We start from the raw sequence: 25749 nt of genomic DNA, 5'->3' as shown, positions 1-25749 counted from the left end.
ACTTAAACTATGAAAGATGGCGAGCCGTGTACATCGAGAGGTGTAAGCACGGTTCTGGAGGGGGTTACGCCAAGACCACGGACGAAAGGAAGTATGGCGTGGCGTTTCCTACCTTATGAGCTGTATACGATCCAGCGGTATTTGCAGTACCGGACGCTGCAAGAACACGATTTGCAGCACTTTGACGCTTGGGCGTCGATGTTCGGCGAGACGGTCACGGCGGTTGAGCTTACACCCGAAGGAACAGGATACAGAGCGAAAACACGCTTTGCGAAATTCAATAATCTGCCCGAACTGATGGCGATGTTCAAACAGGTTGCGGACATCAAAACGGCGGATATGCTCAATCTTCCCGTACCGGAAGTGGAGTATCACAATATCGCCGTGAAACCGTCGCAGGTGCAAAAAGAAATGGTCGCCTCTCTCGGCGAACGAGCCGAAAAGATAAGGGGCGGCAATGTGGATTCCAGCGTGGATAATATGCTGAAGGTTACAAACGACGGGCGAAAACTCGCCCTTGACCAGCGAATGATGAATCCAATGCTGCCCGATGAAGAAGGCAGTAAAGTCAACGCCTGCGTGAATGAGGTTTATCGTATATGGGAGGAAAACAGCGATAAAAAGCTGACGCAGCTTCTCTTTTGCGACCTTTCCACTCCAAAGGGCGCAGGCGAATTTTCAGTCTATACAGATATACGAAAAAAGCTGATCGAGCGTGGTATTCCCGAATCGGAAATCAAATTTATCCACGAGGCGGATACCGAAACGAAGAAGCAAGAGCTGTTCAAAAAGGTACGCCGTGGCGAAGTGCGAATCCTGATGGGCAGTACGCAGAAAATGGGTGCGGGGACGAATGTGCAGAACAAGATCATTGCTTCCCACGACCTTGACTGCCCGTGGCGACCTGCCGATCTGGAGCAGCGAGCCGGACGGACGGTGCGGCAGGGCAACGAAAACCCGAAGGTCGGTCTGTACCGATATGTTACGGAAGGCACTTTTGACGCATACTGCTGGCAGCTCGTTGAGGGCAAGCAGAAGTTCGCAAGTCAGATTATGACGAGCAAATCGCCCGTGCGTTCCTGCGAAGATGTGGACGCTACGGCTCTCTCTTATGCGGAGATTAAAATGCTTGCGGCGGATAATCCGCACATCAAGGAGAAAATGGACTTGGATATTCAGGTGCAGAAACTGCGCCTTTTGAAGTCCAATTATCTCTCCGAAAAATATGAGCTGGAGGACAAGATCATCAAATATTACCCGACAACAATCGCCCGGATAAAAGAGACGATTGCGGGACTGGAAAAGGATATATCGCTTGCAAAAGAACACCCGAAACCTCTTGACGATACCTTCGTAGGGATTGAGGTTAAGGGTGTTTCTTATTCCGAAAAAGCGGAAGGCGGACAGAAAATCATTGACGCCTGCAAAGAGATGACCTCGCCTGATCCCGTCCCTCTCGGCAAGTACAGAGGCTTTGATTTGGAGCTTTCCTTTGATACCTTTGAGAAAGCCTATCAGGTAAAAATCAAGGGCAGCCTTTCCCGTTCCGTTTATTTAGGCACGGACGCTATCGGAAATATTACCCGAATTGACAATGCCATTGAGAAAATTCCTGAACGGCTGGAGGCAAAAAGCAGAGATCTGTCAACCCTCGAACAGCAATTCGCTACTGCGAAAGCAGAGGTTGAGAAACCGTTTGACAAGGAAGAAGAACTGACCGAAAAGACAAATCGGCTCAATGTCTTAAACGGCTTGCTCAATGTAGACAAGCGGGAAAATGAGCTGGTGGACGGTGCGCCGGACGAGGGCGACAGCGTACCCGTTTCAAAGGAAAGAGCCTATGAGCGATAACCTTCTTAGCGGTATGAGGGAAGTCTCATACCGCCTTTACATAGTATGTTCTCTGAACTGCTGTGTCAGTAAAAATAGAACTGTGGCTTCCTTGTGCGGGCAGTAATTTGTCTTTATAATATGAGACATCATATAAAGAAAAGAGGTAAAACCCGATGGAAGAAAACTGTTCTATCAAACTGTTTGAAAGCGATCTTGAAAGTATGCTGTCTCAGGTAATCGCTAAAGCCCGTTCCCGTGATGAGAAATTGAAGGCTGCAAAGGAAAAGGCGGCAAAGATTAAACATCAAAACGAGAAACTCAATGCTGTCTTGGATTTGGAAAAGCCATCTGCTCTTACCGAAGAAGAATGCGAACTTTTAATCCAGTACCTGCTTGCAGAAAACAATGTTGTATTGGAAGAATACCGCATTTGTTATATGCGGGGGCTGATGGACGGAATGGAAATCAAAAAAACAGTAGAATAAAACTTACATAGCCGCTTGGTTTTACAAAAATCAGGCGGCTATATCTATCACGGCAAGGTGGAAAAAGACATAGTGCTGTGATATAATAAAGTGGCTCTTTGAGAGTCAATGTCAAGAAAACTGAGGTTATTTTCCTATGAAAAATATTTTGATTCACGGCTTGGGACAAAACAGTAAGGATTGGGATACCATTAAAAATGAGTTGGAAACGAGGGGAATTTCCTCTGTCGCTCCTGATTTATTTGACCTTGCAAAAGGCAGGAAATTAGACTATCCCACAGTATATCAGGCATTCAGCGAGCTGTGCGAGTCTTACCAAGACAAACTAAATCTTTGCGGGCTTTCCCTCGGCGGTCTGCTTGCGCTCAATTATGCTATCCAGTATCCGAAAAAAATAAACTCTCTTGTTTTGATCGGAACGCCGTTTGAGATACCGAAAGGACTGCTGAAATTTCAAAATATTGTATTTAGATTTATGCCCAAAGCCGTATTTCAGAATATGGGCGTAAGCAAAAAAGATTTTATTCGTTTGAGCAAATCAATGGTTGATCTCAATTTTATGGATTCGGCGACAGCGCTTGATTGTCCCGCCCTTATTCTTTGCGGCGCAAAGGATAAAACGAATATGGAGAGTGCTAAGCGGTTTCACGAAGCAATGAAAAACAGCAAGCTGGTCATTGTGGAAGCTTCCGGTCACGAAGTAAACAAAGATAATCCGAATGAGTTAGTTCGTGTTTTGCAAGACTTTTGGGCAGACAGGTAGAGATGAGGTTTTTAATAATGAATGAGAGAGAAAGAATTATCCGGTTATGGTTTGATATGTGGCTGAAACAACAGGATTTGGGCATAGATGATATTTTTACAGAAGATGTGGTTTATACGGAAAGCTGGAGTCCAAAATATCAGGATCGAAAAACTGTTAAGCACTGGTTTAATGAGTGGAATACACGGGGAAAAGTCCTTATTTGGGACATTAAGCAGTTTTTCCATAAAGGAAATCAAACTATTGTAGAATGGCACTTCAAGAATGAAATGCATTCAGGAAACATAGAAGAATTTGACGGAGTTTCTCTCGTGGATTGGACAGACGATAATAAAATCAAGTCGTTAAAAGAATTTGGTTGTAATTGCAATAATTATAATCCATACCAATATGGCGACCAGCCCCGATTTAGCGATGAAAGGGCAAATTGGTTTTAATATGTCGAATATTGTGGAAGATTTCAGTCACGGATTTAATAAAGATAATGTGGAGACGGAAAGATGAAATATGTAGTAGATGATAAAAAACTGGACGCAGTAACTTTTATTGCTTTCATCAATCAGGTATGGAAAGCAGTTACGATGTTGAAAGAACGCAAGGTGCATTGTCTAAGACGATCAATATTACCGCTTATGATAATGAGTTACTGGTTGGTTGCTTGCGTATCCTTACAGACGGATATTATTTCGGTACGATTACAGAGTTGCTTGTCCTTCCTGAATATCAAAAACAGGGTGTAGGCAGTAAGCTCCTGCAACTTGCAAAGGATAATACCCCTACTATGCTGTATTTTGGAGCGCAGCCGGGAATAGAAAAGTTTTATGAAAATAACGGTTGCAAAAGAAGCTTGCAATCCTATGTGATTGAAAAAGAACGGTCATAACGAATATAAATACCTTTACATAGCCGCTTGGTTTTACAAAAAATCAGGCGGCTATATTTTTTGTTTAAGGAGGTGTTCGCTTATGGGCGAAACAGACTATAACGCCCTGCTCTACGACAAGATGAAAGCCGAGCAGGACAAGTACAGGGACTGGCTGCATAATCAGCCGCCGGAGGAAATTTTGAATTATACCTACGAGTACACGATGAAAGAGGACATTGTGATGTGTATGGAGGAGCTGGAACTTTCTCCGAAACAGGCAAAGGCATTGCTCCGCTCCCCCTGCCCGCTTGATGATGTCTATAAGGAGTTTAAGGACAGAGAGGTTGAGCATATGGATACCATTCGGGATTCCATTGAAACAAGGGCAAACGATGTACTCAAACGGGATAAAAGCAGAGAAAGCAGGTGAGAAAAATGATGTGTAAATTAAAAACCGTCCGTGCGGATATGCTGGTGTTGCAGTGCCAGCTTGAAAGAGAATTGATCCGATATGTGAAGCGGTATCTTTGCCAGCCGCAGGTCACAATCATCACAAACGATAAGCAGTTTGCCTTTATGTGCGAGCTGTATGACTATGTGGAGAACACGGAGCTTCCGCCTGAAATGGTAAGCTCCCTGATGAAAACGAAAAATGTCTTGGAACTGTCTTGGGACGAGTGGCTAATGAATGCCGAAGTTGAAGATATGGAAGATTCCATTGAGAAAGTCGCAGAGCTTCTCAGGAAAGGGAAGATCTGATATGCCATATATAGCGCCGGAGGTAATCGAGCAGGCTCGGCAGATTGACCTTTTAACCTATCTGCAAAACTGTGAGCCGCACGAGCTGGTGCGGATTTCAGGCAACAACTACACTACCCGTACCCACGACAGCTTAAAGATTTCAAACGGAAAATGGATGTGGTGGTCGCAGCGGATCGGCGGCTACAATGCCCTTGACTATCTTGTGAAAGTCAGGGGCGTTTCTTTTGTGGAGGCGGTCGAAACCCTGATGGGAAAGGCGGCGGTTATGCCCACGCTGACCGTCAGACCGAAGCAGGAAGAAAAGCCAAAAACTCTCCTGCTTCCCGAAAAAAGCAAAACGACCGATAAAATCAGGGAGTACCTGTTTGGCAGAGGGATTGACGCAGCCATTACCGACGAATGTATCAAAAAAGGCGTTATCTTTGAGAGCCTGCCTTACCATAATATCGTTTTCGTCGGCTTTGATGAAAAGCAGAAACCGAAATACGCCGCTTTCCGGGCGACCAACAGCCGCCGTATTTTGGGCGACTGCTCCGGCAGCGATAAGCACTATTCTTTTCGGTTAGCAGACAGCGCAAACAGCGAGGTACACCTTTTTGAATGTGCCATTGACCTGCTTTCCTACGCAACGCTTTCTAAGCTGTCCGGCAGGGACTGGCGGCAGGAAAACCTTGTTTCCCTTGCGGGCGTTTACCTTCCGAAAGAGAAAATAGAGGACAGCACTACCCCCGCCGCACTTGTGCGATACCTTGAGGAAAAGCCGCATATCCGGCAAATCCATATCCATTTTGATAACGACAGTGCAGGAAGAAAAGCGACTAAGGCGCTGCAAATCATCTTGCCAAAGCGGTATGAGGTCTTTGACGAGCCGCCGAAGAAAGGCAAGGACTATAACGATTACCTCTGCATACAGCTTGGAATCTATAAAACCAAAGAAAGGAGCTATGAGCGTTGAATGTACGAATTTATCAGATCAATATGAAGCGTGACGCCAACAATGTCGCCTTTATGAATTATGAGAGCCTGCCTAAATTTCAGGGCAGCTCAGAGATCGACAGCAGCCTCTATGATAAGGTGTTCGAGGGAGAAGTAAACTGCTTCACGCTGGAAAAACTCTATGAGATTTTCAATCTTAAACACCCCGCAGGCTATAAAGGGCGGTCGATGTCCGTATCCGATGTGGTGGAGATCATTGACGGGAATACCGGAAAAAGCTACTTCCACTTTTGCGACAGCTTCGGTTTTCAGAAGGTCGATTTTGAGCCGGAAAAGACGCAGGTCAGCGACCGTTTCCTATCGCTTGCCGAGCAGGAGAAAATCTCTGTCCTGCTCGTTCCGGTCGGTAAATCTCCGATTGTGAAAGAGATACCGAACACCTATGAAGCGATGAAAGCGCTGGTCGGTGGGGGCGGTTTAGACGAGTATATGCCCTTTGAAGATGACGCTGCTATCGTCTGCAACCGTGACGGGAAACAGGAAAAGCTGCCGATGAATCGGGCGGTCTACCAGCCGCCGAAGCGCACACAGATGAGTTACAGCGAACTGAAATCCCTTTTTCGGGAAGCGGAAAACAATAGACAGCACCTTACCGCACATATCGTTTTTACCGCCGATACCTTCAAAAAGCCGTACAGCGAGTTTGAACGGACTTATGAAGTAAGCTCGGACAACAAGGCGTTCCAGTCCCGTATGGGCGGCTATTCCATCTACGGTGCTTCTCTGGACGGTGTTGATCCGTGCCTGAGAATGGAGGGCTTGATGGCGGACGAAATGGGCGGAAAGGACGGTTGGAAAATTGAAAAATGCTTCTTAATGGAAGATTCAAGAGAGGTCGCCGACATCATTCACGGCGACTTTTTTATTGCCCGTTCCAATGTCGGCGATGAGAAATACAGCAGCTTATCGAGCGACCAAGTTCTGAAATACAAACGGCTTTTTCGGTATCCTGAGCGATTCCACGAAACCGCACACGGGATTGAGATCGAGCCGTTTAAGCCCGACAGGGCGGACAAAGAACGATAAATTTCGAGAAGATTAGGGGCAGCCCGACAGGTCTGCGTTAGCTTAGCGAGCAGACTGTTTTTACTCCTATCGGGTAAAAACAGTAAAAGCTCGTTAGGGGCTGCCCCTAATACCCCAATACAGGAAAGGATTTTGACTATGCACGAATTTCTATTCTTTATGATAGGCTTCCTGCTCGGCGGCATTATCGGCGTGACGATAATGTGCCTTATGCAGATCAACCGAATCAGCCGCACACCAAATATCCGAAAGGAGGACGAGGAGCTGTGAAACGAACAGTCAAAAAACAGTTTTGGTTTTCTAAGGTGGAAGCACAGGACTTGAAGAAGAAAGCAAAGAAAGCCTGCCTGACCGAAGCGGCGCTGATTCGACTGCTGCTTCGTGGCTATGAGCCGAGAGAAAAACCGGACGAGAGATTTTATGACGCTATGCGGGAGCTTTCCGCTATCGGCAACAACATCAATCAGCTCGCCATTAAAGCGAACGCCCTCGGCTTTGTGGATTCGCAAATGCTGAAGAACGAGGCGCTGAGGTGGCACAAGTTTCAGGCGGCGATTGAGCGTGAATTTCTGCGACCTGAAAAAAGCGGTCTGAAATGGCAGTAACAAAGCTTTGGAAGGTAAGCGTCCGGCTTGGTCAGGTACTGGACTATACGACCAATCCTGAAAAGACCGCCAACCCCGAATATTCGCTCGAAGATTATCAGGCGCTCAAAGATGTGCTTGCCTATGCAAAGGACGAGGAGAAAACGGAACACGAGTTTTTCTGCAACGGTATCAACTGCAATGTGGCGATGGCTCGTGACCAGTTCATTACCGTAAAGGAGCAGTTCGGCAAGACGGACGGGATTCAGGCATATCACGGGTATCTGAGCTTTAAGGAAAACGAGGTCACGCCCGAACAGGCGCAGCAGATCGGAATGGAGTTTGCAAGGAAGATGTGGGGCAAGCGGTTTCAGGTGGTCGTTACTACCCATCTGAACACGAAACATCTCCACTGCCATTTTGTCATCAACTCCGTTTCCCTTGCCGATGGGAAGCGGCTGAAAGATAAAGAAAAGTCTTGGTACTACTTCCGCCATATCGCCGACGAGATTTGCTTGGAACACAAGCTGTCCGTTGTAGAGAAGCCGGAGCTGCACAGATCGCCCGCCTATCTTACGATGAAGGACGAGGCGGGTATGCCCACCCGATACAACAACGCCAAAAAAGCGATTGACGAAGCGATTGCGATGAGCCGTAACCTGCGGCAGTTCCAATATGAACTGGGCGTGATGGGCTATCACTCGAATTTCAGTCCCAACCGCAAGTATGCGACGGTTACACCCAAGGGCAGCGAAAAGCCGATACGGACTTACCGGCTCGGCGAGGAATACACCAAAGAGAAAATCCTTGAACGGCTTATTGCCAATCGGGATAATATCGTGTTCAAGCCGTTCCAGCCAAAGACCTATATTGTCCGGCAGTACCGCCTGCCCACAAGAGAAAACAAAATCCAAAAGGTCGGCGGGCTTTACGGCTTGTATCTCTACTACTGCTATCGGCTCGGCTACCTTCCGAAGTACAATCAGAAACAACAGAATACGGCGAGGCTTCACTATCTTCTCAAAGATGATTTGATGAAGATGGACGAACTCACCAAACAGGTAACGCTGCTCGGCAAGCACCAAATCAGTACAGACGAGCAGCTTTTTTCATATAAGCGGTCGGTTGAGGACGAAATCAAAACTCTTACCGCCGACAGAACACATCTCCGAAATGAAATACGAAAGGTAGATATATCAGATGAACGGCTGTCGGCGGCAAAGATGAAAATTTCAGCTATCTCCGAACGCTTGAAAGAGCTTCGCAAAGAAGTAAAGCTCTGCGATGGGATTGCGAAGCGGTCAGGCGTAATTGCCGATACCCTTTCGCAAGTCAAGGCAGAGGAAGAAAAATCTCAAAGAAAGGAGTCCCGAAATTATGAACAACGGCGGTGACGCAGCAGAACAAATCGTCAGGCTATCGCTTGAAGGATTTGAAGTGGCTGTCCGGCTCACAGGCTCGGCGGCGAAGAATATCGCTATTCTGTTAGCTTCCGTGCTGAAGCAGGAGATCAGCCAGTCGAATAAAACACGGGGAAAAGCACGGCTTACCAATATGATTAAGTCCGGAAAGGAACTGAAGGTCTTTTCGTTCCAGCAGAAAGACCTGCCGAAGTTTACCGAGCAGGCGAAACGGTACGGCGTCCTTTACTGCGTTCTGCGTGATAAAAATACCAAGAGCGATACGGCGATGGTCGATATTATCGCCCGTGCGGAGGACGCTGCGAAAATCCAGCGTATTTCCGACCGCTTTGAACTTGGTAAAGTCGATAAAGCTTCCATTGTTTCCGAAGCGGAAAAAGATGTGGCAGACCGTGAAGCGGCTGCCAATGAAGTGCCTACGAAATCAAGGGGCGAGATCATCGTGGAGGAAGCGATGGGAAAGCCAATGCAGAAGGAGGGAAATTCCCACCAAAACCCCTCGGTCGCAAAGACGGACAAAAGCCCTCTGTCCGAGCGAGACTTAGAAACGACAGGTACGCACACTGATAAGGGTGTCGCAAAGGCGGCGGATAAGAAGCCTTCGGTCAAGGAAAAGCTCGACCGATACAAGGCGGCTGCCAAAGCGGAAAAGGAAGCAGAGCGTACTGTGCCGGAGGCTTCCAAAGAGAAGCCGAAAACCCCTGAAGCCAATCGGCAGACCGTTCACAGGCAGCCGAAGAAATCCAAGAAACCGAAAGAGAGGTAAATCAATATGACCAACGATTTTAAGAGTAAGCAAAGCAGCGGCGCAAGACCGCCGAGACTTTCGCCGGAGGAATACGCCGCCAAGAAAAAGGCGGAGAAAGAGGCTATTTATCAACTGCTCGACAATACCGCTTCGGAAGTGGTGCAGTCGCCGGAAAAATTCAAAGCCTACCTTGATGTTCAGAGCCGTATGGACAGGTACACGGCGAACAATGCGCTGCTGATGTATAAGCAGTTCCCGCAGGCAAGCCAGATCAAGGAATTTGACGATTGGGCGGCTGAGGGCGTAAAGGTCAATAAAGGCTCCAAGACCTTTATTATCCTTGATCCGTATGAGTACACCAAGAAGGACGGGACAGTCGGCATTGATTTCAATTTGAAAAGAGTGCTGGATGTTTCACAGACCAACGGCAAGCGCCCCGCCGCCCCGACCGCTAACCGTGATCCGAGAAAGCTGGTGGCGGTTATGCTCGACAGCGCACCGATCAACATTGAAAGCACCAGTGAGCTGCCTTATCCCGATATGGGCGCTTTCTATAAAAATGAAGATCAGACGCTTTATGTGAAGCGGGACATCGGCGACAGCGTTGCCCTCTGCCAGTGCGTCGCTCAGGAACTCGGTCACGCCGAGCTTTCTATGAACAGCGAGGTATACAGCCGCAGGGATATGGGATTTCAGGCGGTGTGCATTGGGTATATGCTCTGTAAGAAATACGGAGTCGATACGCAGAATTTCGCTATCGACCGTATCCCCGACGAACTGAAAAACAAAGAGCCGAAAGAAATTAAAGCTGAACTCGGCAAGACGCAGAAGGCGTTTAAGGAAATTACCGCCCGTGTTTCTGACGAGCTGTACCGCCAGCGGGCGGAGCGCTCAAAGGAACAGGAGAGATAACCGGAGGTAGCTGCGATGAAAGAAGAACTCTACCATATCGCTTTGGACGATTATGAACACGGTGTTGTAATCCGTTCCCTGAACGATAAAAAGACCGACCTCAAAAAAGAGGGCAAGTCCACCGACGCCGTAGATGATCTGATTATTAAAATCGGTCACGCCCCAAGACGCAAGTTCAAAGTGGTAGAAAAGGAATCCTGCCGTGAATCGAGATAGCAACAGGCAGTCTGCGATGATCCTTGCGGTTATTGGGATTCTTCCCGTTGTGTGGCTCGGCTTATTGATAGCGCCGTCCGTCAAGGGCGGTCTGCCGGAGATACTGCCGAGCCTTTTGACGGTATTCAATGATCCGTTCCATATCGAGCTTTGCGGGGACAGCTTAAAAACTGTCCTCGTTCTGCTTTTGCTCTACGGAATGGGGATTGGGATTTATCTGTCTACACGGAGGAATTACCGCAGGCGTGAGGAACACGGCTCAGCGAAATGGGGCAGCGCAAAAGCCATTGATAAAAAGTACCGTCAAAGCCCGCCCTCGGAAAATAAGCTGATGACGCAAAATGTCCGAATCGGACTCAATGCGAAAAAGCACCGGAGGAATCTGAATACTTTGGTGTGCGGCGGCTCCGGCGCAGGCAAGACGAGATTCTATTGCAAGCCGAACTTAATGCAGACAAGCAATTCCTCTCAGGTAATTTTAGATCCAAAAGGGGAAATTTTGCGTGATGTCGGCAATCTGCTTGAAAAAGCAGGCTATGAGATCAAGGTGCTGGACTTGATTTCAATGGAGAAAAGCCATTGTTACAACCCGTTTGTCTATCTCAGAAACGACAACGATATTCAGCGCCTTGTGACCAACCTTTTTAAGAGTACCACCCCGAAAGGCTCACAGTCCAACGATCCTTTTTGGGATACTGCGGCGAGTATGCTTCTACTCGCCCTTATTTTTTATCTGCACTACGAAGCGCCGGAGGAGGAGCAGAATTTTGCGATGGTAATGGAAATGCTCAGGGCGGCGGCGATTGAGGACGAGGAGGACAACCGCCCTTCTCCCCTCGACAACCTGTTTGCCGATTTGGAAATGGATAATCCCGACCATATCGCCCTGAAATACTACCGTTCCTACCACTCCGGCTCGGCAAAGACGCTCAAATCCATTCAGATCACTCTTGCCGCAAGGTTGGAGAAGTTCAATCTTGAAAGCTTAGCGGCGCTGACTTCCGCCGATGAGCTTGACCTTGCTTCAATGGGCGAGAAGAAAACGGCGCTGTTTGCGCTGATACCGGATAATGATTCGAGCTTTAATTTCCTCGTCAGTATCCTTTATACACAGCTTTTCCAGCAGCTTTTTTACTCCGCCGACCATATCCACGGCGGCAGCCTGCCGATACCCGTCCATTTTTTGATGGACGAATTTGCGAATGTTTCGCTGCCTGACGATTTTGACAAGATACTTTCCGTTATGCGTTCAAGAGGCGTATCAGTATCCATTATCCTGCAAAATCTGGCACAGCTCAAAGCCCTTTTTGAAAAGCAATGGGAATCCATCGTAGGCAACTGCGATGAATTTCTCTATCTCGGCGGCAATGAGCAGAGTACGCACAAGTATGTGTCCGAGCTTTTAGGCAAGGAAACGATTGATACGAACACCTACGGGAAAAGCGAGGGGCGGAGCGGAAACTACTCGACCAATTATCAGATTTCCGGTCGTGAGCTGCTTACCCCTGACGAAGTGAGAATGCTCGACAACCGCTACGCTATTTTGTTTATCCGTGGCGAGCTTCCGGTAATGGATTTGAAGTACGACATTTTGAAACACCCGAATGTGGTGTATACCGCAGACGGGAAAGGCGGCGTGTATCAGCACGGCGAAGTCACAAAAAATGTGGCGACCATTGAAACCTTGTATGTTGATCTCGACAGCGTTCCCGAAATGGAGCTTTCGGAAACGACTTACGAGCTGTTGTCCGATGAGGACTTTGAGAACTTAACAAATTGATTGGAGGAAAACATAAATGAACATTTTTCATAAGACTCAGAAGAAAGAAACCCGCAGACTGCCGATGACCGGAAAGGTAAAGAAAGGCTTCCGTTACTACTGTATGGCGGTTTTGAGCCTGACCGCTGTTTTTGCGATGTCTACAACGGCTTTTGCCGCAAGCGATCCGCTTACCGTTGTGAATAACCTGTCCGATTTCATCTTCGGCTTTATCCGTGCGATTGGTCTGATCCTGCTCGGTTTTGGTATCGTTCAGGTAGGGCTTTCCCTGAAATCCCACGATCCTTCGCAGCGTGCGAACGGATTTCTGACGCTGGCGGGCGGTATCATTATCGTTTTTGCGAAAGAAATCCTCACTCTGATTACGGGCTAACCTTTACGCAAACGACGCTCAGGGGCGTTCCTGAAAAACAATTCAGGGACGCCCCATTTTTCTTTATAAGGAGGTGCTACGAAATTGAGTGATAACTGGGTAGTTCAGAATCTCCAGAACGCCCTCGAAACTTGGAATGAAAAACTCGCTGAGATATGGCAGCTTATCACAACTACGCCGCAGAGCTTCAAAGGCGGCGGGATATGGGCGGTCATTGTCAATATCAACGGCGCTGTGCAGGCGATTGGTCTTGCGCTTTTGGTGCTGTTTTTTGTGGTTGGTATGGTACGCACCTGCGGCAGCTTCAGTGATGTCAAGAAACCGGAACACGCTGTCAAGCTCTTTATCCGATTTGCGCTTGCAAAGGCGGGTATCACTTACGGTATGGAGCTAATGCTTGCCCTGTTCAATATCGTGCAGGGTACAATCGGCACGATTATGACCGCCGCAGGCTTTACTTCCGCACAGCAGACCACTCTGCCGCAGGAAATGATCGACACGATTGAAAGCTGCGGCTTTTTCGAGTCAATTCCGCTTTGGGCGGTTACGCTCATTGGCGGCTTGTTCATCACGGTAATGTCATTCCTGCTCATTATGACGGTGTACGGGAGATTTTTTAAGTTATATATGTATACGGCGCTCGCCCCGATTCCGCTTTCTACTTTTGCGGGAGAGCCGAGCCAGAATGTAGGTAAATCGTTTATTAAAAGCTACTGCGCCGTATGTTTGGAAGGTGCAGTGATCGTTTTAGCCTGCATTATCTTCTCCCTGTTCGCTTCTTCCCCGCCTGTGGTCGATCCCAATGCGGCGGCAGTCACGCAGGTTTGGTCATATATCGGCGAGCTGCTCTTTAATATGCTTGTCTTGGTCGGTGCAGTGCGAATGAGTGACCGGATTATCCGTGAGATGATGGGACTGTAAGGAGAACAGAATGAAACGAATATACAACAAATTCAAGGGCTACACCCTTGAGGACTGCGATTGCAGATACTGCCTGTATTACGGAGGGCGGCGAAAAGGCAAAATTATCTGTCTTGCGGACGAGTGCGTCTGCGCCGATGAAATCCGGCAGGCACAAAAACGAAAAGAAAGGAGTTCCTAAATGGAAGTCAAAATCAACAGAGAAATCAGGAATTACACAGAAGCGATGTTTTTCGGACTGTCACTGCGGCAGTTCATTTTTTCTGCCTGTGCCTGCGTGGTGGCGGTGGGCATTTATTTTTTGCTCAAGCCCTATGTCGGCACGGAAACCGTATCGTGGATGTGCATTTTGGGAGCCGCACCCTTTGCGGCTCTTGGTTTTGTCAAATACAACGGAATGACCGCTGAGAAATTCATTTATGCGTGGATCAAGTCGGAGTTTTTAATGCCGAAGAAGCTTACTTTCCGTTCAACGAATACCTACTACGAGCTGTTCAAGCCGAGTATCGAAGCAAAAGCAAAGGAGGCTATGAAATCGAATGATTAAAACACTTACCAATCTCCGCAAACAGGAAAAGGAAAAGTTTGTCGTGCCGAAGGGCGTTCAGGATGTGATCCCCATTACCGCCATTTATGATGACGGTATCTTTCAGATTGGGAAAGACAAGTTTTCCAAGACCTATAAATTTTCCGATATTAACTATGCGGTTGCCAGCCGTGAGGATAAGGAAGCGATGTTCCTTGAATACTCGGAGCTGCTCAATTCCCTCGACTCCGGCGCAACGACAAAAATCACGATCAACAACCGCCGCTTAAACCGACTGGACTTTGAGAACAACATCCTTATCCCGATGAAAGGCGACAGACTCGATGAATACCGTGAGGAATACAACAAAATCCTTTTGGAGAAAGCGACGGGGGCAAACGCTATCGTGCAGGATAAGTATATGACGATTTCCGTCAACAAGAAGAATATTGAGGACGCAAGGAATTATTTTGCCCGTGTGGGCGCTGACCTGATCGCCCACTTCGGCAGGCTCGGCAGCAAGTGCGTGGAGCTGGAAACCGATGAAAGGCTGCGTATCTTCCACGACTTTTACCGTGTGGGCGAGGAATCCTCTTTCCACTTTGATATAAAGGAAACCCGCAAAAAGGGACACAGCTTCAAGGACTATATCTGCCCTGATTCAATGGAATTTGAAAAGGACTACTTCAAAATGGGCGACCGCTACGGGAGAGTCCTTTTTTTGCGTGAGTACGCTTCCTATATCAAGGATAGTATGGTGGCGGAGCTGACTGACCTCAACCGCAATCTGATGATGTCGATTGATGTCGTTCCCGTGCCAACGGACGAAGCAGTACGGGAAGCGGAAAACCGTCTGCTCGGCGTAGAGACGAATATTACCAACTGGCAGAGGCGGCAGAACTCTAACAATAACTTTTCGGCGACCGTTCCCTATGATATGGAACAGCAGAAAAAGGAAATGAAGGAATTTCTCGATGATTTAACGACGAGGGATCAGAGAATGATGTTTGCCGTGATTACCTTTGTGCATACGGCGGATTCCAAAGAACAGCTTGATAACGACACGGAAGCGCTGCTTACCACGGCGAGAAAGCACCTTTGTCAGTTCGGCGTGTTGAAATTTCAGCAGGTGGACGGGATGAATACGGTTATGCCGTTTGGCGTGCGGAAGATTGATACCTTCCGTACCCTTACGACCGAAAGCCTTGCCGTGTTTATCCCGTTTCGAGTGCAGGATATTTTTCACGAGAATGGTATCTACTACGGGCAGAATGTGATTAGCAAAAATATGATTATCGCTGACCGCAAGCAGCTCCTCAACGGTAATTCCTTTATCCTCGGCGTATCGGGCGGCGGCAAGTCCTTTGCCGCAAAGGGCGAGATTGAGAATGTGATTCTTTCCTCGGATTCCGATGTTATCATCATTGATCCGGAGCGGGAATATTCACAGCTTGTGAGGGCGCTCGGTGGCGAGGTTATCCATATCTCCGCTACTTCTAACAATCATATCAACGCTATGGATATGACAAAAGAATATGGCGACGGGGCGAATCCGGTCATTCTGAAATCCGAGTTTATTATGTCCCTGTGCGAGCAGCTCATCGGCGGCAGCAACCTCGGTGCAAAGCAGAAATCCATTATCGACCGCTGCACCGCCAGCGTGTACCGCACCTATCAGCAGAATAACTATCAGGGCGAAGTGCCGACCTTGCAGGATTTCAGGGAGGAGCTTCTTAAACAAGATGAGCCGGAGGCGCAGGAAATCGCCCTTGCCATCGAGCTGTTTACAAGCGGCAGCTTGAACACCTTTGCGAAGCATACGAATGTGGATACCAATAACCGCCTGATCTGCTATGACATTTTAGACCTCGGCAAACAGCTTATGCCTATCGGTATGCTGGTCGTTCTCGACTCCATCTTAAACCGCATTACGCAGAACAGGGCGAAAGGCAGAAACACCTTCATCTTCATTGATGAGATTTATCTGCTGTTCCAGCACGAGTATTCCGCTAACTTCCTTTTTACCCTTTGGAAGCGTGTGCGTAAATACGGGGCGTATGCGACGGGTATCACGCAGAATGTGGACGACCTTTTGCAGAGCCATACGGCAAGGACAATGCTCGCAAACTCCGAATTTATCATTATGCTCAATCAGGCTTCCACAGACAGGCTGGAGCTGGCAAAGCTCTTAAATATCTCCGACCTTCAGATGTCGTATATTACAAATGTGGAAGCCGGACACGGGCTTATCAAGGTAGGCAGCTCCCTTGTACCGTTCGCAAATAAATTCCCGAAAAATACGAAGCTGTATAAGCTGATGACAACCAAACCGGGCGAGAGCGCATAAGCTCCCGCCCCTTGTTTCAGAAAGGAAATGGCAATGAGAAAAAAGATTTGTATTGCGCTGATAGTGGCGTTTACCGTCCTGCTCGGCGTCAGCAGCTATTTCATTATCGACTATTACAGGGAGGCGGAACATCAGGAGCAGATGTACGATTTCCTCGTACAGATCGTAGAGGACAGCGAAACCGAGCCTGCCGAGCCGATCATCTATTCGGAAGATAAGACGATACTGCCGGAGCTTACCGAGCTGTACCGTCAAAACAATGATTTGGTCGGCTGGATTTGCGTGGAAGATACGAACATCAATTATCCCGTTATGCAGACGGTTGATAGTCCGAACTACTATCTGAAGCGTGGATTTGATAAAGAATACAGCTCTTACGGCTGCCCGTATGTGCAGGAGGACTGTGATGTCCTAAAACCCTCGGACAATTTAGTGATCTACGGTCATCATATGAACAACGGCTCAATGTTCGCCGACCTTGAAAAATTTAAGGATGAGGATTTCTGGCAGGAACATAAGACGATTGCCTTTAACACCCTGACAGAGAAAAATGAGTACGAAATCCTTGCGGTTTTCAAAACCGTTGTCTACACCGACAGCCCGGAAGCCTTCAAATATTACCGTTTTACGGACGCTCAGTCGCCGGAGGAGTTTGAAACTTATATTGACAAGTGCAAGGAGCTTTCCCTTTACGACACGGGCGTTTCGGCGGAGTACGGCGACAAGCTGATCACGCTTTCCACCTGTGAATACTCCCGCACGAACGGAAGGCTTGTCGTTGTGGCGAAAAAAGTGACAGAAAGCAGTGGTGCAAATGCTCCCGCAAATGACGGGGCGGCAGAGATACCGAGCTAACGCCCTGATAAAGAAGCTGTGCGCCAATTATGATGACGGAAACTGCCTGCTTCTCGATGAGGGAGAAGGCTGCGTCTGCGTACAGAGTATATCCTACTCGCTTTTGTGCAGGTATTTCCGCAATGCGGTGCTTCCGGCAGAACCATCGTTAGAAGCGGAGATACTTGGAACGCACCCTGACAGGTGCGTTTCCTGCGGCGCTCCGATTATCAAGCGTGGCAACAGGAAAAAGTATTGTGAGAAATGCGCCGGTATCGCATACAAAAGGCAGCAGGCAGAGTACGCAAGGAAAAAGCGCACAGAATCGAAAAATAGAGGGTAAAAAGTCCTTGATTTAAGCGGCTTTTCAGCCCTCGCACTTTGAGGGGCAAGGTGTTTATACCTTTTCCCCTCTTTTTTTACTTCAAAGCGTCCACGGGCGCTTGGAAAGGAGGTTTTCTATGCCGGATATTAAGACAAGGGATATAGCGAAAGGCACGATCAAAACGATTGACAAATCGGCGGTTGCCGCCGAGCGTATGAAATCCGCCTTTATCCAGACCAAAGAAAAAGCGGAACACTCCGTTGATGTCCCTGAAAGCAGTGCGGAGGAATACGCTTCCAACCGTTTGGAAAGCGGTATCGACCGAGTTTCCCACGAAGCCGTACACCAATTTGATAAGCAGGGGCGCAAGGGCGTTCAGGCGACAAAGCAGAATATCGTCAAGGCAAAGGACGGTATTCAGAAATTCAAGGAAAAGCGGGCGGCGCAGTCGCTTCAAAAACAGGCGCAGGCGGCAGCTCCACGAAAAGGCGTCAGTCAGAGTATCAAAGCGGTGGAACAGCCGAAGAAAGCAGTAAAAGAGTCTGCCCGTTCCGCAGGGAAAAAGACGATTAAGACGGTTGGGAAAGGCTCGGCGAAAACAGCGCAGAAAACGGTAAAAACCGCAGAGCGCACCGCTAAAACGACCGTCAAGACAGCGCAGCGTACCGCAAAGGCGGCGCAGAAAACGGCGCAGGCTACGGTCAAGGCTTCTCAAAGGGCAGTTCAGGCGGCACGGGCAGCGGCTCGTGCCGCCGTTGTCACGGCGAAAGCAATCGCAAGAGCGATAGCGCTTGCGGTCAAGGCGATTATAGCCGGAACAAAGGCATTGATTGCTGCAATCGCCGCAGGCGGCTGGATAGCGGTTTTGGTCATTATCGTGATTTGCCTGATCGGTATGCTTCTCGGCTCGGTGTTCGGTATCTTTTTCTCAGGCGAGGATTCCGGCACGGGTATGAGTATGCAGACCGTTGTGCAGGAAATCAATACCGAATACGATACCAAATTGCAGGACGAAAAAAACTCGGTATCTTATGATGTCCTTGAAATGAACGGCAGCCGTGCCGTTTGGAAAGAGGTGCTTGCGGTGTATTCCGTCAAAGTCAACACCGATCCGGATAATCCCCAAGAGGTTGCGACGATGGACGAATCGAAAAAGCAGCTTCTCACGGACATCTTTTGGGAGATGAACGAGATTAGCTCCAGCACCGACACCAAAACCGAGACAGTTATTACTGAAACCGATGACGGTCACGGAAATATCGTGGAGACGGAAAGCACGGTCACGCAAACCTATCTGTATATCACGGTCAGCCATAAAACCGCCGATGAGATGGCGGCGCAGTATGGCTTTAACGAGGAACAGAAAGAATATCTCGCAGAGCTGCTTGCCGATGAAAACAATTCACTGTGGTCGCAGGTGCTTTACGGGATTATGGGAACGGACGATCAGATCGTAACCGTCGCCCTCTCTCAGATTGGAAATATGGGCGGAGAGCCATACTGGTCTTGGTACGGTTTTAATTCCCGTGTAGAGTGGTGCGCTTGCTTCGTTTCGTGGTGCGCCAACGAGTGCGGGTATATCGACGCTGGCGTGATTCCGAAATACGCAGGCTGCGTCAACGGCGTACAATGGTTTAAGGATAGAGGGCAATGGCTGGATAACAGCGCAGAGCCTGCACCGGGTATGATTATCTTCTTCGATTGGGCGGACGAAAGCGGTCAGGACGGATTATCCGACCATACGGGTATCGTTCAAAAGGTGGAAAACGGCAGAGTTTACACGGTCGAGGGCAACTCCGGGGATTCTGTTCGTCAGAACAGCTATCCGGTTGGATATTATGAGATACTCGGCTACGGTGCGCCTGCCTATTGATCGGAAGGTAAAAAACGAGCCGCTTGCTTAAATGCAGGCGGCTTGATTACATACAAATTCGCAAAAAGGTATTGACAAATAAAATCTTAGTGAGTATACTTTGCTTGTAAGGCAGTTAGTTACTCAACTAACAAACAGGCAAACGAGTGCGGGAGGTGCTATGATTGAATGTAAATCCGAACATAGATAAGCCAATCTTTATTCAGATTGCGGAGCAGCTTGAAGATTCCATATTTACCGGAGTTTTTCCAGAGGAAACACAAATCCCATCTACAAATGAAATCTCTGCGCTGCTCAGTATCAATCCGCATACTGTTCTAAAAGGAATGAATGTGTTGGTCGATGAGGAAATCATCTACAAGAAAAGAGGGCTTGGAATGTTTGTAAAAGAGGGAGCTGTTGAAAAAATACGGCAAAAAAGGCAAAGCCAGTTTTACGACCAGTATGTTTCAACTTTAATCAGCGAAGCAATGAAACTGCAAATGTCGAAAGAAGATATAATTTCTCTGATAGAAAGGGGCTATGACAATGAACGCCATTCAAATTAAGAATATAACGAAAAGATATAAAGATGTTACAGCGCTTGACGATGTTTCTTTCTCTTTTGAGTTCGGGAAAATATACGGGTTTTTAGGGAGAAACGGTGCTGGCAAAACTACTCTTATCAATATTATAGCAAACCGTATTTTTGCGGATCAGGGCGAAATCTTGATTGACGGTATTCCAGCTAAAGAAAATATGGGTGTCCACGAAAAGATTTTTTGTATGAGTGAAGCGGATTTATATGATAGAGATTTGAAGGTTAAAGATCATTTCAAGTGGACAAATCGCTTTTATGCTGACTTTGATTTGGAAAAAGCCTTTGAGCTTTCTAAAAAGTTCAATCTTGATACTAATAAAAGATTTAAGGCATTATCGAAAGGTTATCAATCCATTTTCAAACTGATTGTTGCGTTATCGCTCAATGTTCCATATGTAATCTTTGATGAGCCAGTATTAGGGCTTGACGCAAATCATAGGGAGTTGTTTTACAGCTTGCTTCTGAAAGAGTTTGAAAATAATGAGCGGACACTTATTATTGCAACACATCTGATCGAGGAAGTTTCCAATATTATTGAAGAAGTCGTCTTAATTGATAAGGGGAAGATTCTTGTTCAGGAGACTGTTGAGGAACTACTGGAGAAAGGGTATAGTGTTTCCGGGGCGGCTCAGGAAGTTGACTATTATTGTACAGGCAGAAATGTTATCGGCTATGACGAGTTAGGTGGCTTAAAAGTTGCCTATATATTGGGAGAGAAAACAGTTTTACCGCAGGGAAGTAATCTGCAAATTACTGCAATGAATTTGCAAAAACTGTTTGTCAAGATGACAGAGAAAGGTGGCGGCGAAAATGAGTAAATTAAAATCTGCTGTTTTATATGAATACTTAACTAAAGTAAGGGCGATAGGAATTTTCTATTTGATCCAATATTTGATTGTAGCTCTTATTTTTGCGATTGTTGCAATTTGTACCGAAGGAAAGGAAACCGGTTCAAACGCTTTGGAGTTTAGTTCCGTTATTTTTGTCAGTGTGATCGGAGTATTAGGCTATAAAGAAGATTTCAAAGCGCTGCTCCAAAATGGATATACCCGAAAATATATCTTTGGGGCAACTATTTGTATGTTTACATTGCTGGCAGGGACGATGGCGCTTATTGATACCATAATCGGTAACACCCTTCATTTTTTCAATAGTAACTATTTTACCCTATACAGCGGTCTTTACGGATTTGGGAATGTTTTTACAAATTGGTTATGGCTTACTGTTTTATATTTGATGTTTTGCAGCCTTTTCTACTTTGCGGTTTTAATTATCAACAGAGTTGGGAAAACAGTTTCGCTTTTAATAGGAGTTGGAGTATGCAGTCTAATTCTTCTTGTGATTGCGCTGTTTCAGTTTGTATTTCCAGATGAGCTTGTAAGCAAGGCTGGGGAGTTTATGATGAAAGCAATGGGATTTATGAGTGATGGCACAATCAATCTGTTTTTCCCTATTCTTTCGTTTCTTGTAATCGGAGTGGTTTTTGGAATCGGCTCGTATGCCGTAATCCGGCGCACGGAATTAAGATAAAACTATATCATATACAAAAATACGGTGCTGCCCGCTTGGGTAACACCGTATATTTTTTCACTTTTATTGATTTTTATATTTATCCATCTCGACTAACATCCTATATAGATGTTCCTGCTCAGATCTACTTTTTGCTGCGACCAGTTCGTAACATTTCATAGGATAGCTGTCGGTGCTGCTTTCGCCTATCTTCTCAAAAAGCTGAGCAAGCGAGACATTCATAGCTGAAGCAATCTTTTCGATACTTTCAAGAGTGGCGTTCTTTTCCCCTCGTTCCACTTGCCCGATATAAGTAGGGTGGCAACCGGATAACTCAGCAAGCTTCTCTTGGCTCAATCCCTTATCAATTCTATAATTGCGGACACGCTGTCCGATTGTTTTTGCAATTTCACTCATAGTTCCAGCCTCCATTCATAGTCTATAAATATTGTTTCCGTAGTTCCACAGACTATTGATATTTATTGTTGACTTTGATATACTATGAGTATTATAATTAGATTTTTTGTGCTTTTAGGCTTTGAACTGGCTGGTGAACTTTAATGAGGGGAAAAACGGCTTGCTTTACCGGACATAGAAAAATACCGCCGGAGAGCATACCGGAACTCTCTCAGCGGTTAAAAAACACCTTGCTTCGACTGATAGAAGAAGGATATATGTACTTTGGCGCAGGCGGAGCATTGGGCTTTGATACGCTGGCTGCTCAATGCGTTTTATCCTTGAGAAAGCGATATTCACATATCAAGCTGATTTTAGTCCTTCCGTGTACCACACAGACAAAAGGCTGGAGCAAAGATGATATAGCGGTTTATGAGGAGATCAAAAGTCAGGCGGATAAGGTAGTATATACTTCTCACGACTATTTTCGGGGCTGTATGTTCAAAAGAAACCGCCATTTGGTAAATGGCAGCAGCGTCTGCATAGCCTATTTAACACAGGAGAAAGGCGGGACTGCATATACGGTAAATTATGCTCGGCAAAACAATGTGCAAGTGATAAACTTAGCTGCTCAATAGATGTGAAGAATGGGAAGATTGAAAAAAGTTCATCTCCGAATGGAAAGTATACTTGACATTTGCGCCCTCTTTGCTATAATAGAGATATGGAAAGCTGGCTTTCCATAGAAAGGAGGCGCACCGTGAAAAACCGTTTAGAGGAAATCCGGAAAGAACGGGGAATCAAGCAGGAAGAACTGGCTGCCGCACTGGAAGTATCTCGGCAGACTATCGGCTCGTTGGAAAACGGACGATACAATCCTTCAATTACATTGGCGTTTAAGCTTGCACGGTTTTTTGATATGAGCATTGAAGATATTTTCATTTACGAGGAGGAAAAGCAATGAAGAAGAAAACCGGAATATATCTTGTAATTGGCATAATCGGCATTGCTTTGGCTCTGAGCGCAAGATTTCTTTTACAGGACTGTTTGAGCGATTCGCAAAGCGGCGCAATGATCGGCATAGGCGCCGGATTGTTCGGCTATGGGATTGCAAAATGGTGCGTCGCTCTGTGGGGCGCAAAAAATCCCGATTTGATGAAAATCAATGAAATTGAAGAAAAAGACGAGCGCAATCAGCTCATTCGCAGCAAAGCACAGGCAATATCCGGAGAGATACTGCACTGGCTGCTGATGGCAGGCGCTTGGGTATGTATTTTTTTCGACGCACCACTATGGACTGTTCTTACTCTTGTAGGCGCTTTCCTGCTGAAAACAATCCTTGATTTTATTTTGATGGCATATTACCAGCATAAGATGTGACGGAGGATATTATGAAATTTGTGATTGAGCATTTGTCAAAGAGCTTTGAGAAAAAGGAAGTTCTCAGAGATATTGATTTTACATTTGATGAAGGGAAAATTTATGGGCTGCTCGGCAGAAACGGCGCTGGCAAAACAACGCTGTTTAACTGCCTGAACAGGGACTTGAAGGCGGACAGCGGCAATTTCTATATAGAAGATGAAAACGGCGTTCGCCGTGAGGTAGCCGCAGAGGACATCGGATATGTACTCTCTACCCCTACTGTACCGGAGTTCCTTACAGGCAGGGAGTTTTTGAAATTCTTTATGGACATCAACGAGAAGTCTATCAAAAATCCGAAAAGCATTGACGAGTATTTTGACTATATGAGCATTGAGCCGGAGGACAGGGACAAACTGCTCAAGGACTACTCCCACGGTATGAAAAACAAAATGCAAATGCTTATCAACATTATCGCCCAGCCGAACATTCTGCTGCTGGACGAGCCTTTGACTTCTCTTGATGTGGTAGTTGCTGAAGAAATGAAGCAGTTGCTTCGTTCGCTGAAACAAGACCGCATTACCATTTTCTCCACTCATATTATGGATTTGGCGCTTGACCTCTGCGATGAGATCGTGCTGCTTAATCACGGCGAACTGGAGGTCGTGGAGAAAACCGATCTGGACAGCCGGGAATTTAAGGATAAAATCATTGCGGCACTCAGGGAGGAAGGAAATGAATAAGACGCTAAAAATCTCTTTTTCCCTGAAAAACACATACCGTGTCAACGGCGTCCTGTTTTCCTTAAAGCAGATACCGCTCTTAAAGCGGTTGCTTCCGGCAACACTGTATCAGGTAAAGGGACTGAAAATCTTTGCAAACATTTTGTCCGTGCTGTGGGAAATCGTTTCTGTATTCCTCGGCAAGCTCCTTTACTTTATCACGATGGTATGCGGTATCGGTATCCTTTATAAAGGACTGCCGGAGAATGAGGTGTTTCTGCATATCCTGCTGTTTCTCACAGTAATCGGCAGCTTTATGACCACGCACCTTTTCAATCCGACCAAAGATAAGTATTATGCGATGATTCTTATGCGGATGAACGCACGGGAATATACACTGGTAAACTATTTTTACTACATACTGAAGGTTGTTGTTGGATTTTTGCCCTTTACGATTCTGTTCGGTATGGACAGAGGCGTACCGTTGTGGTTTTGTCTGCTCCTGCCCCTTTGCATAGCGGGTATGAAACTGTTTGCGGCGGCTGTTACCCTGTGGGATTATGAGAAAAGGGGCTTTGGCTACAACGAAAACAAGCTGTCCAAATATGTGTGGGGCTGTATCGCCCTGCTTTTAGCCGCAGCCTATGCTCCGCCCGCCTTTGGTTTTGCTTTGCCTGCGGTCGTACCAATGGTTATATTTTTAGCGTGTATTCCCCTTGGTATGGCAAGTATCACAAGGCTCACTACCTTCCGTGATTATTACGCAATCAACAAGGAATTATTAGCCGGATTGACCAATCAGATGGACAGCACGGCACAGACAAAGCTTATCAAACAGGCAAATGAAAAGAAAATATCCGCAGATACTTCCATTAGCAGCAACCGCAAGGGCTTCGAGTATCTGAATGAGCTGTTTATCAAAAGGCACAAAAAGATACTCTGGAACTCGACAAAGAAGATTTCCTATGTGTGCGCTTTCCTTGTCGCCGCCGTGCTGGTAGGAGTCTATCTGCTGCCCGAAGAAAAAACCGTCATTAACGAAATCGTGATGACTTGGCTTCCGTACTTTGTATTTATAATGTACGCTATCAACCGTGGCACGAACTTTACACAGGCGCTTTTTATGAACTGCGACCACAGCCTGCTGACCTATTCGTTCTATAAGCAGCCGAGCTTTATCCTGCGGTTGTTTCAGATCCGCCTGCGTGAAATAATGAAGATAAACGCTGTTCCGGCGCTGGTTATCGGCATCGGGCTGGCGCTGATCCTGTTTGCCACCGGAGGGACGGACAATCCGCTGAACTATGTAGTGCTGGTTGTTTCCATCCTGTGTATGAGCCTGTTCTTCTCGATCCATTACCTTACGATTTATTATTTGCTCCAGCCTTACAATGCAGGGACGGAACTGAAAAGCGGCACATATCGGATTGTTTTGTCAGTAACCTATGTCGTCTGTTTTGCTCTTATGCGGCTGCGTATGCCGATTATGATATTTGGAATAATGACGATTGTTTTCTGTGTGCTTTACAGCATTGTCGCCAGCATTTTGGTATACCGCCTTGCGCCGAAAACCTTTCGGCTGAGAACATAACG

31 protein-coding genes and 2 pseudogenes are annotated in these 25749 nt (G+C 46.8%); 32 read left to right on the top strand and 1 reads right to left on the bottom strand.

Annotated elements, in window-relative coordinates; genetic code table 11:
* Nucleotides 1-117: 117 nt before the first annotated feature.
* The 27 genes and pseudogenes from WGC32_RS09990 to WGC32_RS09860 all read left to right on the top strand — a co-directional run.
* Nucleotides 118-1851, top strand: a pseudogene (locus WGC32_RS09990) (helicase-related protein); the annotation flags it as partial.
* A 155-nt stretch (nt 1852-2006) separates the two neighbouring features.
* Entirely contained in the window at nt 2007-2318 is a 312-nt protein-coding gene (locus tag WGC32_RS09985; RefSeq protein ID WP_155219387.1) for a DUF6664 family protein, read from the top strand.
* 136 nt (nt 2319-2454) lie between these two features.
* Nucleotides 2455-3081, top strand: a complete 627-nt coding sequence (locus WGC32_RS09980; RefSeq protein WP_155219390.1) for an alpha/beta fold hydrolase — start codon at nt 2455-2457, stop codon at nt 3079-3081.
* Between the two features lie 17 nt (nt 3082-3098).
* Nucleotides 3099-3518, top strand: a complete 420-nt coding sequence (locus tag WGC32_RS09975) for a nuclear transport factor 2 family protein (RefSeq protein ID WP_342681679.1) — start codon at nt 3099-3101, stop codon at nt 3516-3518.
* Nucleotides 3519-3646: 128 nt separating this feature from the next.
* Complete coding sequence (locus WGC32_RS09970; RefSeq protein ID WP_342681678.1) at nt 3647-3964, top strand: GNAT family N-acetyltransferase; 318 nt, start codon at nt 3647-3649, stop codon at nt 3962-3964.
* Between the two features lie 82 nt (nt 3965-4046).
* Nucleotides 4047-4349 (top strand): annotated as a pseudogene (locus tag WGC32_RS09965) (DUF3848 domain-containing protein); the annotation flags it as partial.
* Nucleotides 4350-4381: 32 nt separating this feature from the next.
* Entirely contained in the window at nt 4382-4705 is a 324-nt protein-coding gene (locus WGC32_RS09960; RefSeq protein ID WP_342681676.1) for a hypothetical protein, read from the top strand.
* 1 nt (nt 4706) lies between these two features.
* Nucleotides 4707-5663, top strand: a complete 957-nt coding sequence (locus tag WGC32_RS09955) for a DUF3991 and toprim domain-containing protein (protein WP_342681674.1) — start codon at nt 4707-4709, stop codon at nt 5661-5663.
* On the top strand, nt 5660-6730 hold the full coding sequence (locus WGC32_RS09950) for a YodL domain-containing protein (RefSeq protein ID WP_342681672.1): 1071 nt from the start codon (nt 5660-5662) through the stop codon (nt 6728-6730). The genes WGC32_RS09955 and WGC32_RS09950 overlap by 4 nt, the downstream gene beginning before the upstream one ends.
* 138 nt (nt 6731-6868) lie before the next feature.
* A complete protein-coding gene (locus WGC32_RS09945; protein WP_332017848.1) occupies nt 6869-7000 on the top strand; it encodes a DUF3789 domain-containing protein in 132 nt (43 codons plus the stop codon).
* Nucleotides 6997-7335 (top strand): plasmid mobilization protein, encoded by a 339-nt coding sequence (locus WGC32_RS09940; protein ID WP_118670919.1) that lies wholly within the window; start codon nt 6997-6999, stop codon nt 7333-7335. The genes WGC32_RS09945 and WGC32_RS09940 overlap by 4 nt, the downstream gene beginning before the upstream one ends.
* Nucleotides 7326-8708 (top strand): relaxase/mobilization nuclease domain-containing protein, encoded by a 1383-nt coding sequence (locus tag WGC32_RS09935; protein WP_342681667.1) that lies wholly within the window; start codon nt 7326-7328, stop codon nt 8706-8708. The genes WGC32_RS09940 and WGC32_RS09935 overlap by 10 nt, the downstream gene beginning before the upstream one ends.
* Nucleotides 8692-9501, top strand: coding sequence for a PcfB family protein (locus WGC32_RS09930; RefSeq protein ID WP_342681666.1), 810 nt, complete (start codon nt 8692-8694; stop codon nt 9499-9501). Before WGC32_RS09935 ends, WGC32_RS09930 begins: the two co-directional genes overlap by 17 nt.
* Nucleotides 9502-9507: 6 nt before the next feature.
* Nucleotides 9508-10395, top strand: a complete 888-nt coding sequence (locus WGC32_RS09925; protein WP_342681665.1) for an LtrC-like protein — start codon at nt 9508-9510, stop codon at nt 10393-10395.
* A gap of 15 nt (nt 10396-10410) precedes the next feature.
* Nucleotides 10411-10611, top strand: a complete 201-nt coding sequence (locus tag WGC32_RS09920; RefSeq protein WP_022278669.1) for a hypothetical protein — start codon at nt 10411-10413, stop codon at nt 10609-10611.
* A 16-nt stretch (nt 10612-10627) separates the two neighbouring features.
* The gene (locus tag WGC32_RS09915) at nt 10628-12391 is read left to right on the top strand and encodes a VirD4-like conjugal transfer protein, CD1115 family (RefSeq protein ID WP_462933633.1); all 1764 of its coding nucleotides are present in this window, start codon (nt 10628-10630) and stop codon (nt 12389-12391) included.
* 16 nt (nt 12392-12407) lie between these two features.
* A complete protein-coding gene (locus WGC32_RS09910; protein ID WP_342681659.1) occupies nt 12408-12764 on the top strand; it encodes a glutamyl-tRNA amidotransferase in 357 nt (118 codons plus the stop codon).
* An 84-nt stretch (nt 12765-12848) separates the two neighbouring features.
* Nucleotides 12849-13685 carry a hypothetical protein gene (locus WGC32_RS09905; protein WP_197049452.1) on the top strand — a complete coding sequence of 279 codons (837 nt, stop codon included), beginning with the start codon at nt 12849-12851 and terminating at the stop codon, nt 13683-13685.
* A gap of 10 nt (nt 13686-13695) precedes the next feature.
* On the top strand, nt 13696-13866 hold the full coding sequence (locus tag WGC32_RS09900; protein ID WP_342681655.1) for a hypothetical protein: 171 nt from the start codon (nt 13696-13698) through the stop codon (nt 13864-13866).
* Complete coding sequence (locus tag WGC32_RS09895; protein ID WP_055194921.1) at nt 13867-14232, top strand: PrgI family protein; 366 nt, start codon at nt 13867-13869, stop codon at nt 14230-14232.
* Nucleotides 14225-16558 (top strand): VirB4-like conjugal transfer ATPase, CD1110 family, encoded by a 2334-nt coding sequence (locus WGC32_RS09890; RefSeq protein WP_342681652.1) that lies wholly within the window; start codon nt 14225-14227, stop codon nt 16556-16558. The genes WGC32_RS09895 and WGC32_RS09890 overlap by 8 nt, the downstream gene beginning before the upstream one ends.
* A gap of 33 nt (nt 16559-16591) precedes the next feature.
* Nucleotides 16592-17413, top strand: a complete 822-nt coding sequence (gene srtB / locus WGC32_RS09885) for a class B sortase (protein ID WP_342681650.1) — start codon at nt 16592-16594, stop codon at nt 17411-17413.
* Nucleotides 17373-17735 carry a cysteine-rich VLP domain-containing protein gene (locus WGC32_RS09880; protein ID WP_462933632.1) on the top strand — a complete coding sequence of 121 codons (363 nt, stop codon included), beginning with the start codon at nt 17373-17375 and terminating at the stop codon, nt 17733-17735. Before srtB ends, WGC32_RS09880 begins: the two co-directional genes overlap by 41 nt.
* A gap of 118 nt (nt 17736-17853) precedes the next feature.
* Entirely contained in the window at nt 17854-19590 is a 1737-nt protein-coding gene (locus tag WGC32_RS09875) for a CHAP domain-containing protein (protein ID WP_342681647.1), read from the top strand.
* Nucleotides 19591-19754: 164 nt separating this feature from the next.
* Entirely contained in the window at nt 19755-20138 is a 384-nt protein-coding gene (locus WGC32_RS09870) for a GntR family transcriptional regulator (protein WP_342681646.1), read from the top strand.
* Nucleotides 20119-20988, top strand: coding sequence for an ABC transporter ATP-binding protein (locus tag WGC32_RS09865; RefSeq protein ID WP_342681645.1), 870 nt, complete (start codon nt 20119-20121; stop codon nt 20986-20988). The genes WGC32_RS09870 and WGC32_RS09865 overlap by 20 nt, the downstream gene beginning before the upstream one ends.
* Nucleotides 20981-21700: a hypothetical protein gene (locus WGC32_RS09860; protein ID WP_342681644.1), complete on the top strand. Its 720-nt coding sequence runs from the start codon at nt 20981-20983 to the stop codon at nt 21698-21700. Before WGC32_RS09865 ends, WGC32_RS09860 begins: the two co-directional genes overlap by 8 nt.
* A gap of 63 nt (nt 21701-21763) precedes the next feature.
* Here the strand turns inward: WGC32_RS09860 and WGC32_RS09855 are convergent, their stop codons facing one another.
* A complete protein-coding gene (locus WGC32_RS09855) occupies nt 21764-22096 on the bottom strand; it encodes a helix-turn-helix domain-containing protein (RefSeq protein ID WP_342681642.1) in 333 nt (110 codons plus the stop codon).
* A gap of 143 nt (nt 22097-22239) precedes the next feature.
* Between WGC32_RS09855 and WGC32_RS09850 the strand changes: the two genes are divergently transcribed.
* The 5 genes from WGC32_RS09850 (at nt 22240) to WGC32_RS09830 (ending at nt 25747) form a co-directional block, all read left to right on the top strand.
* Nucleotides 22240-22713 carry an SLOG family protein gene (locus tag WGC32_RS09850; RefSeq protein WP_015518001.1) on the top strand — a complete coding sequence of 158 codons (474 nt, stop codon included), beginning with the start codon at nt 22240-22242 and terminating at the stop codon, nt 22711-22713.
* Nucleotides 22714-22835: 122 nt separating this feature from the next.
* A complete protein-coding gene (locus tag WGC32_RS09845; protein ID WP_342681638.1) occupies nt 22836-23039 on the top strand; it encodes a helix-turn-helix transcriptional regulator in 204 nt (67 codons plus the stop codon).
* The gene (locus WGC32_RS09840; protein WP_342681636.1) at nt 23036-23455 is read left to right on the top strand and encodes a hypothetical protein; all 420 of its coding nucleotides are present in this window, start codon (nt 23036-23038) and stop codon (nt 23453-23455) included. The genes WGC32_RS09845 and WGC32_RS09840 overlap by 4 nt, the downstream gene beginning before the upstream one ends.
* 11 nt (nt 23456-23466) lie before the next feature.
* Complete coding sequence (locus tag WGC32_RS09835; RefSeq protein WP_029679454.1) at nt 23467-24177, top strand: ABC transporter ATP-binding protein; 711 nt, start codon at nt 23467-23469, stop codon at nt 24175-24177.
* On the top strand, nt 24170-25747 hold the full coding sequence (locus WGC32_RS09830; RefSeq protein WP_342681632.1) for a hypothetical protein: 1578 nt from the start codon (nt 24170-24172) through the stop codon (nt 25745-25747). Before WGC32_RS09835 ends, WGC32_RS09830 begins: the two co-directional genes overlap by 8 nt.
* The last annotated feature ends 2 nt before the right edge of the window (nt 25748-25749 follow it).

Origin of the sequence: Zongyangia acetica (genome assembly GCF_038739695.1) — a bacterium.
Classification (GTDB): Bacteria; Bacillota; Clostridia; order Oscillospirales; family Ruminococcaceae; genus Zongyangia; species Zongyangia gallinarum.
This window is presented reverse-complemented; position numbering and strand designations above follow the sequence as displayed.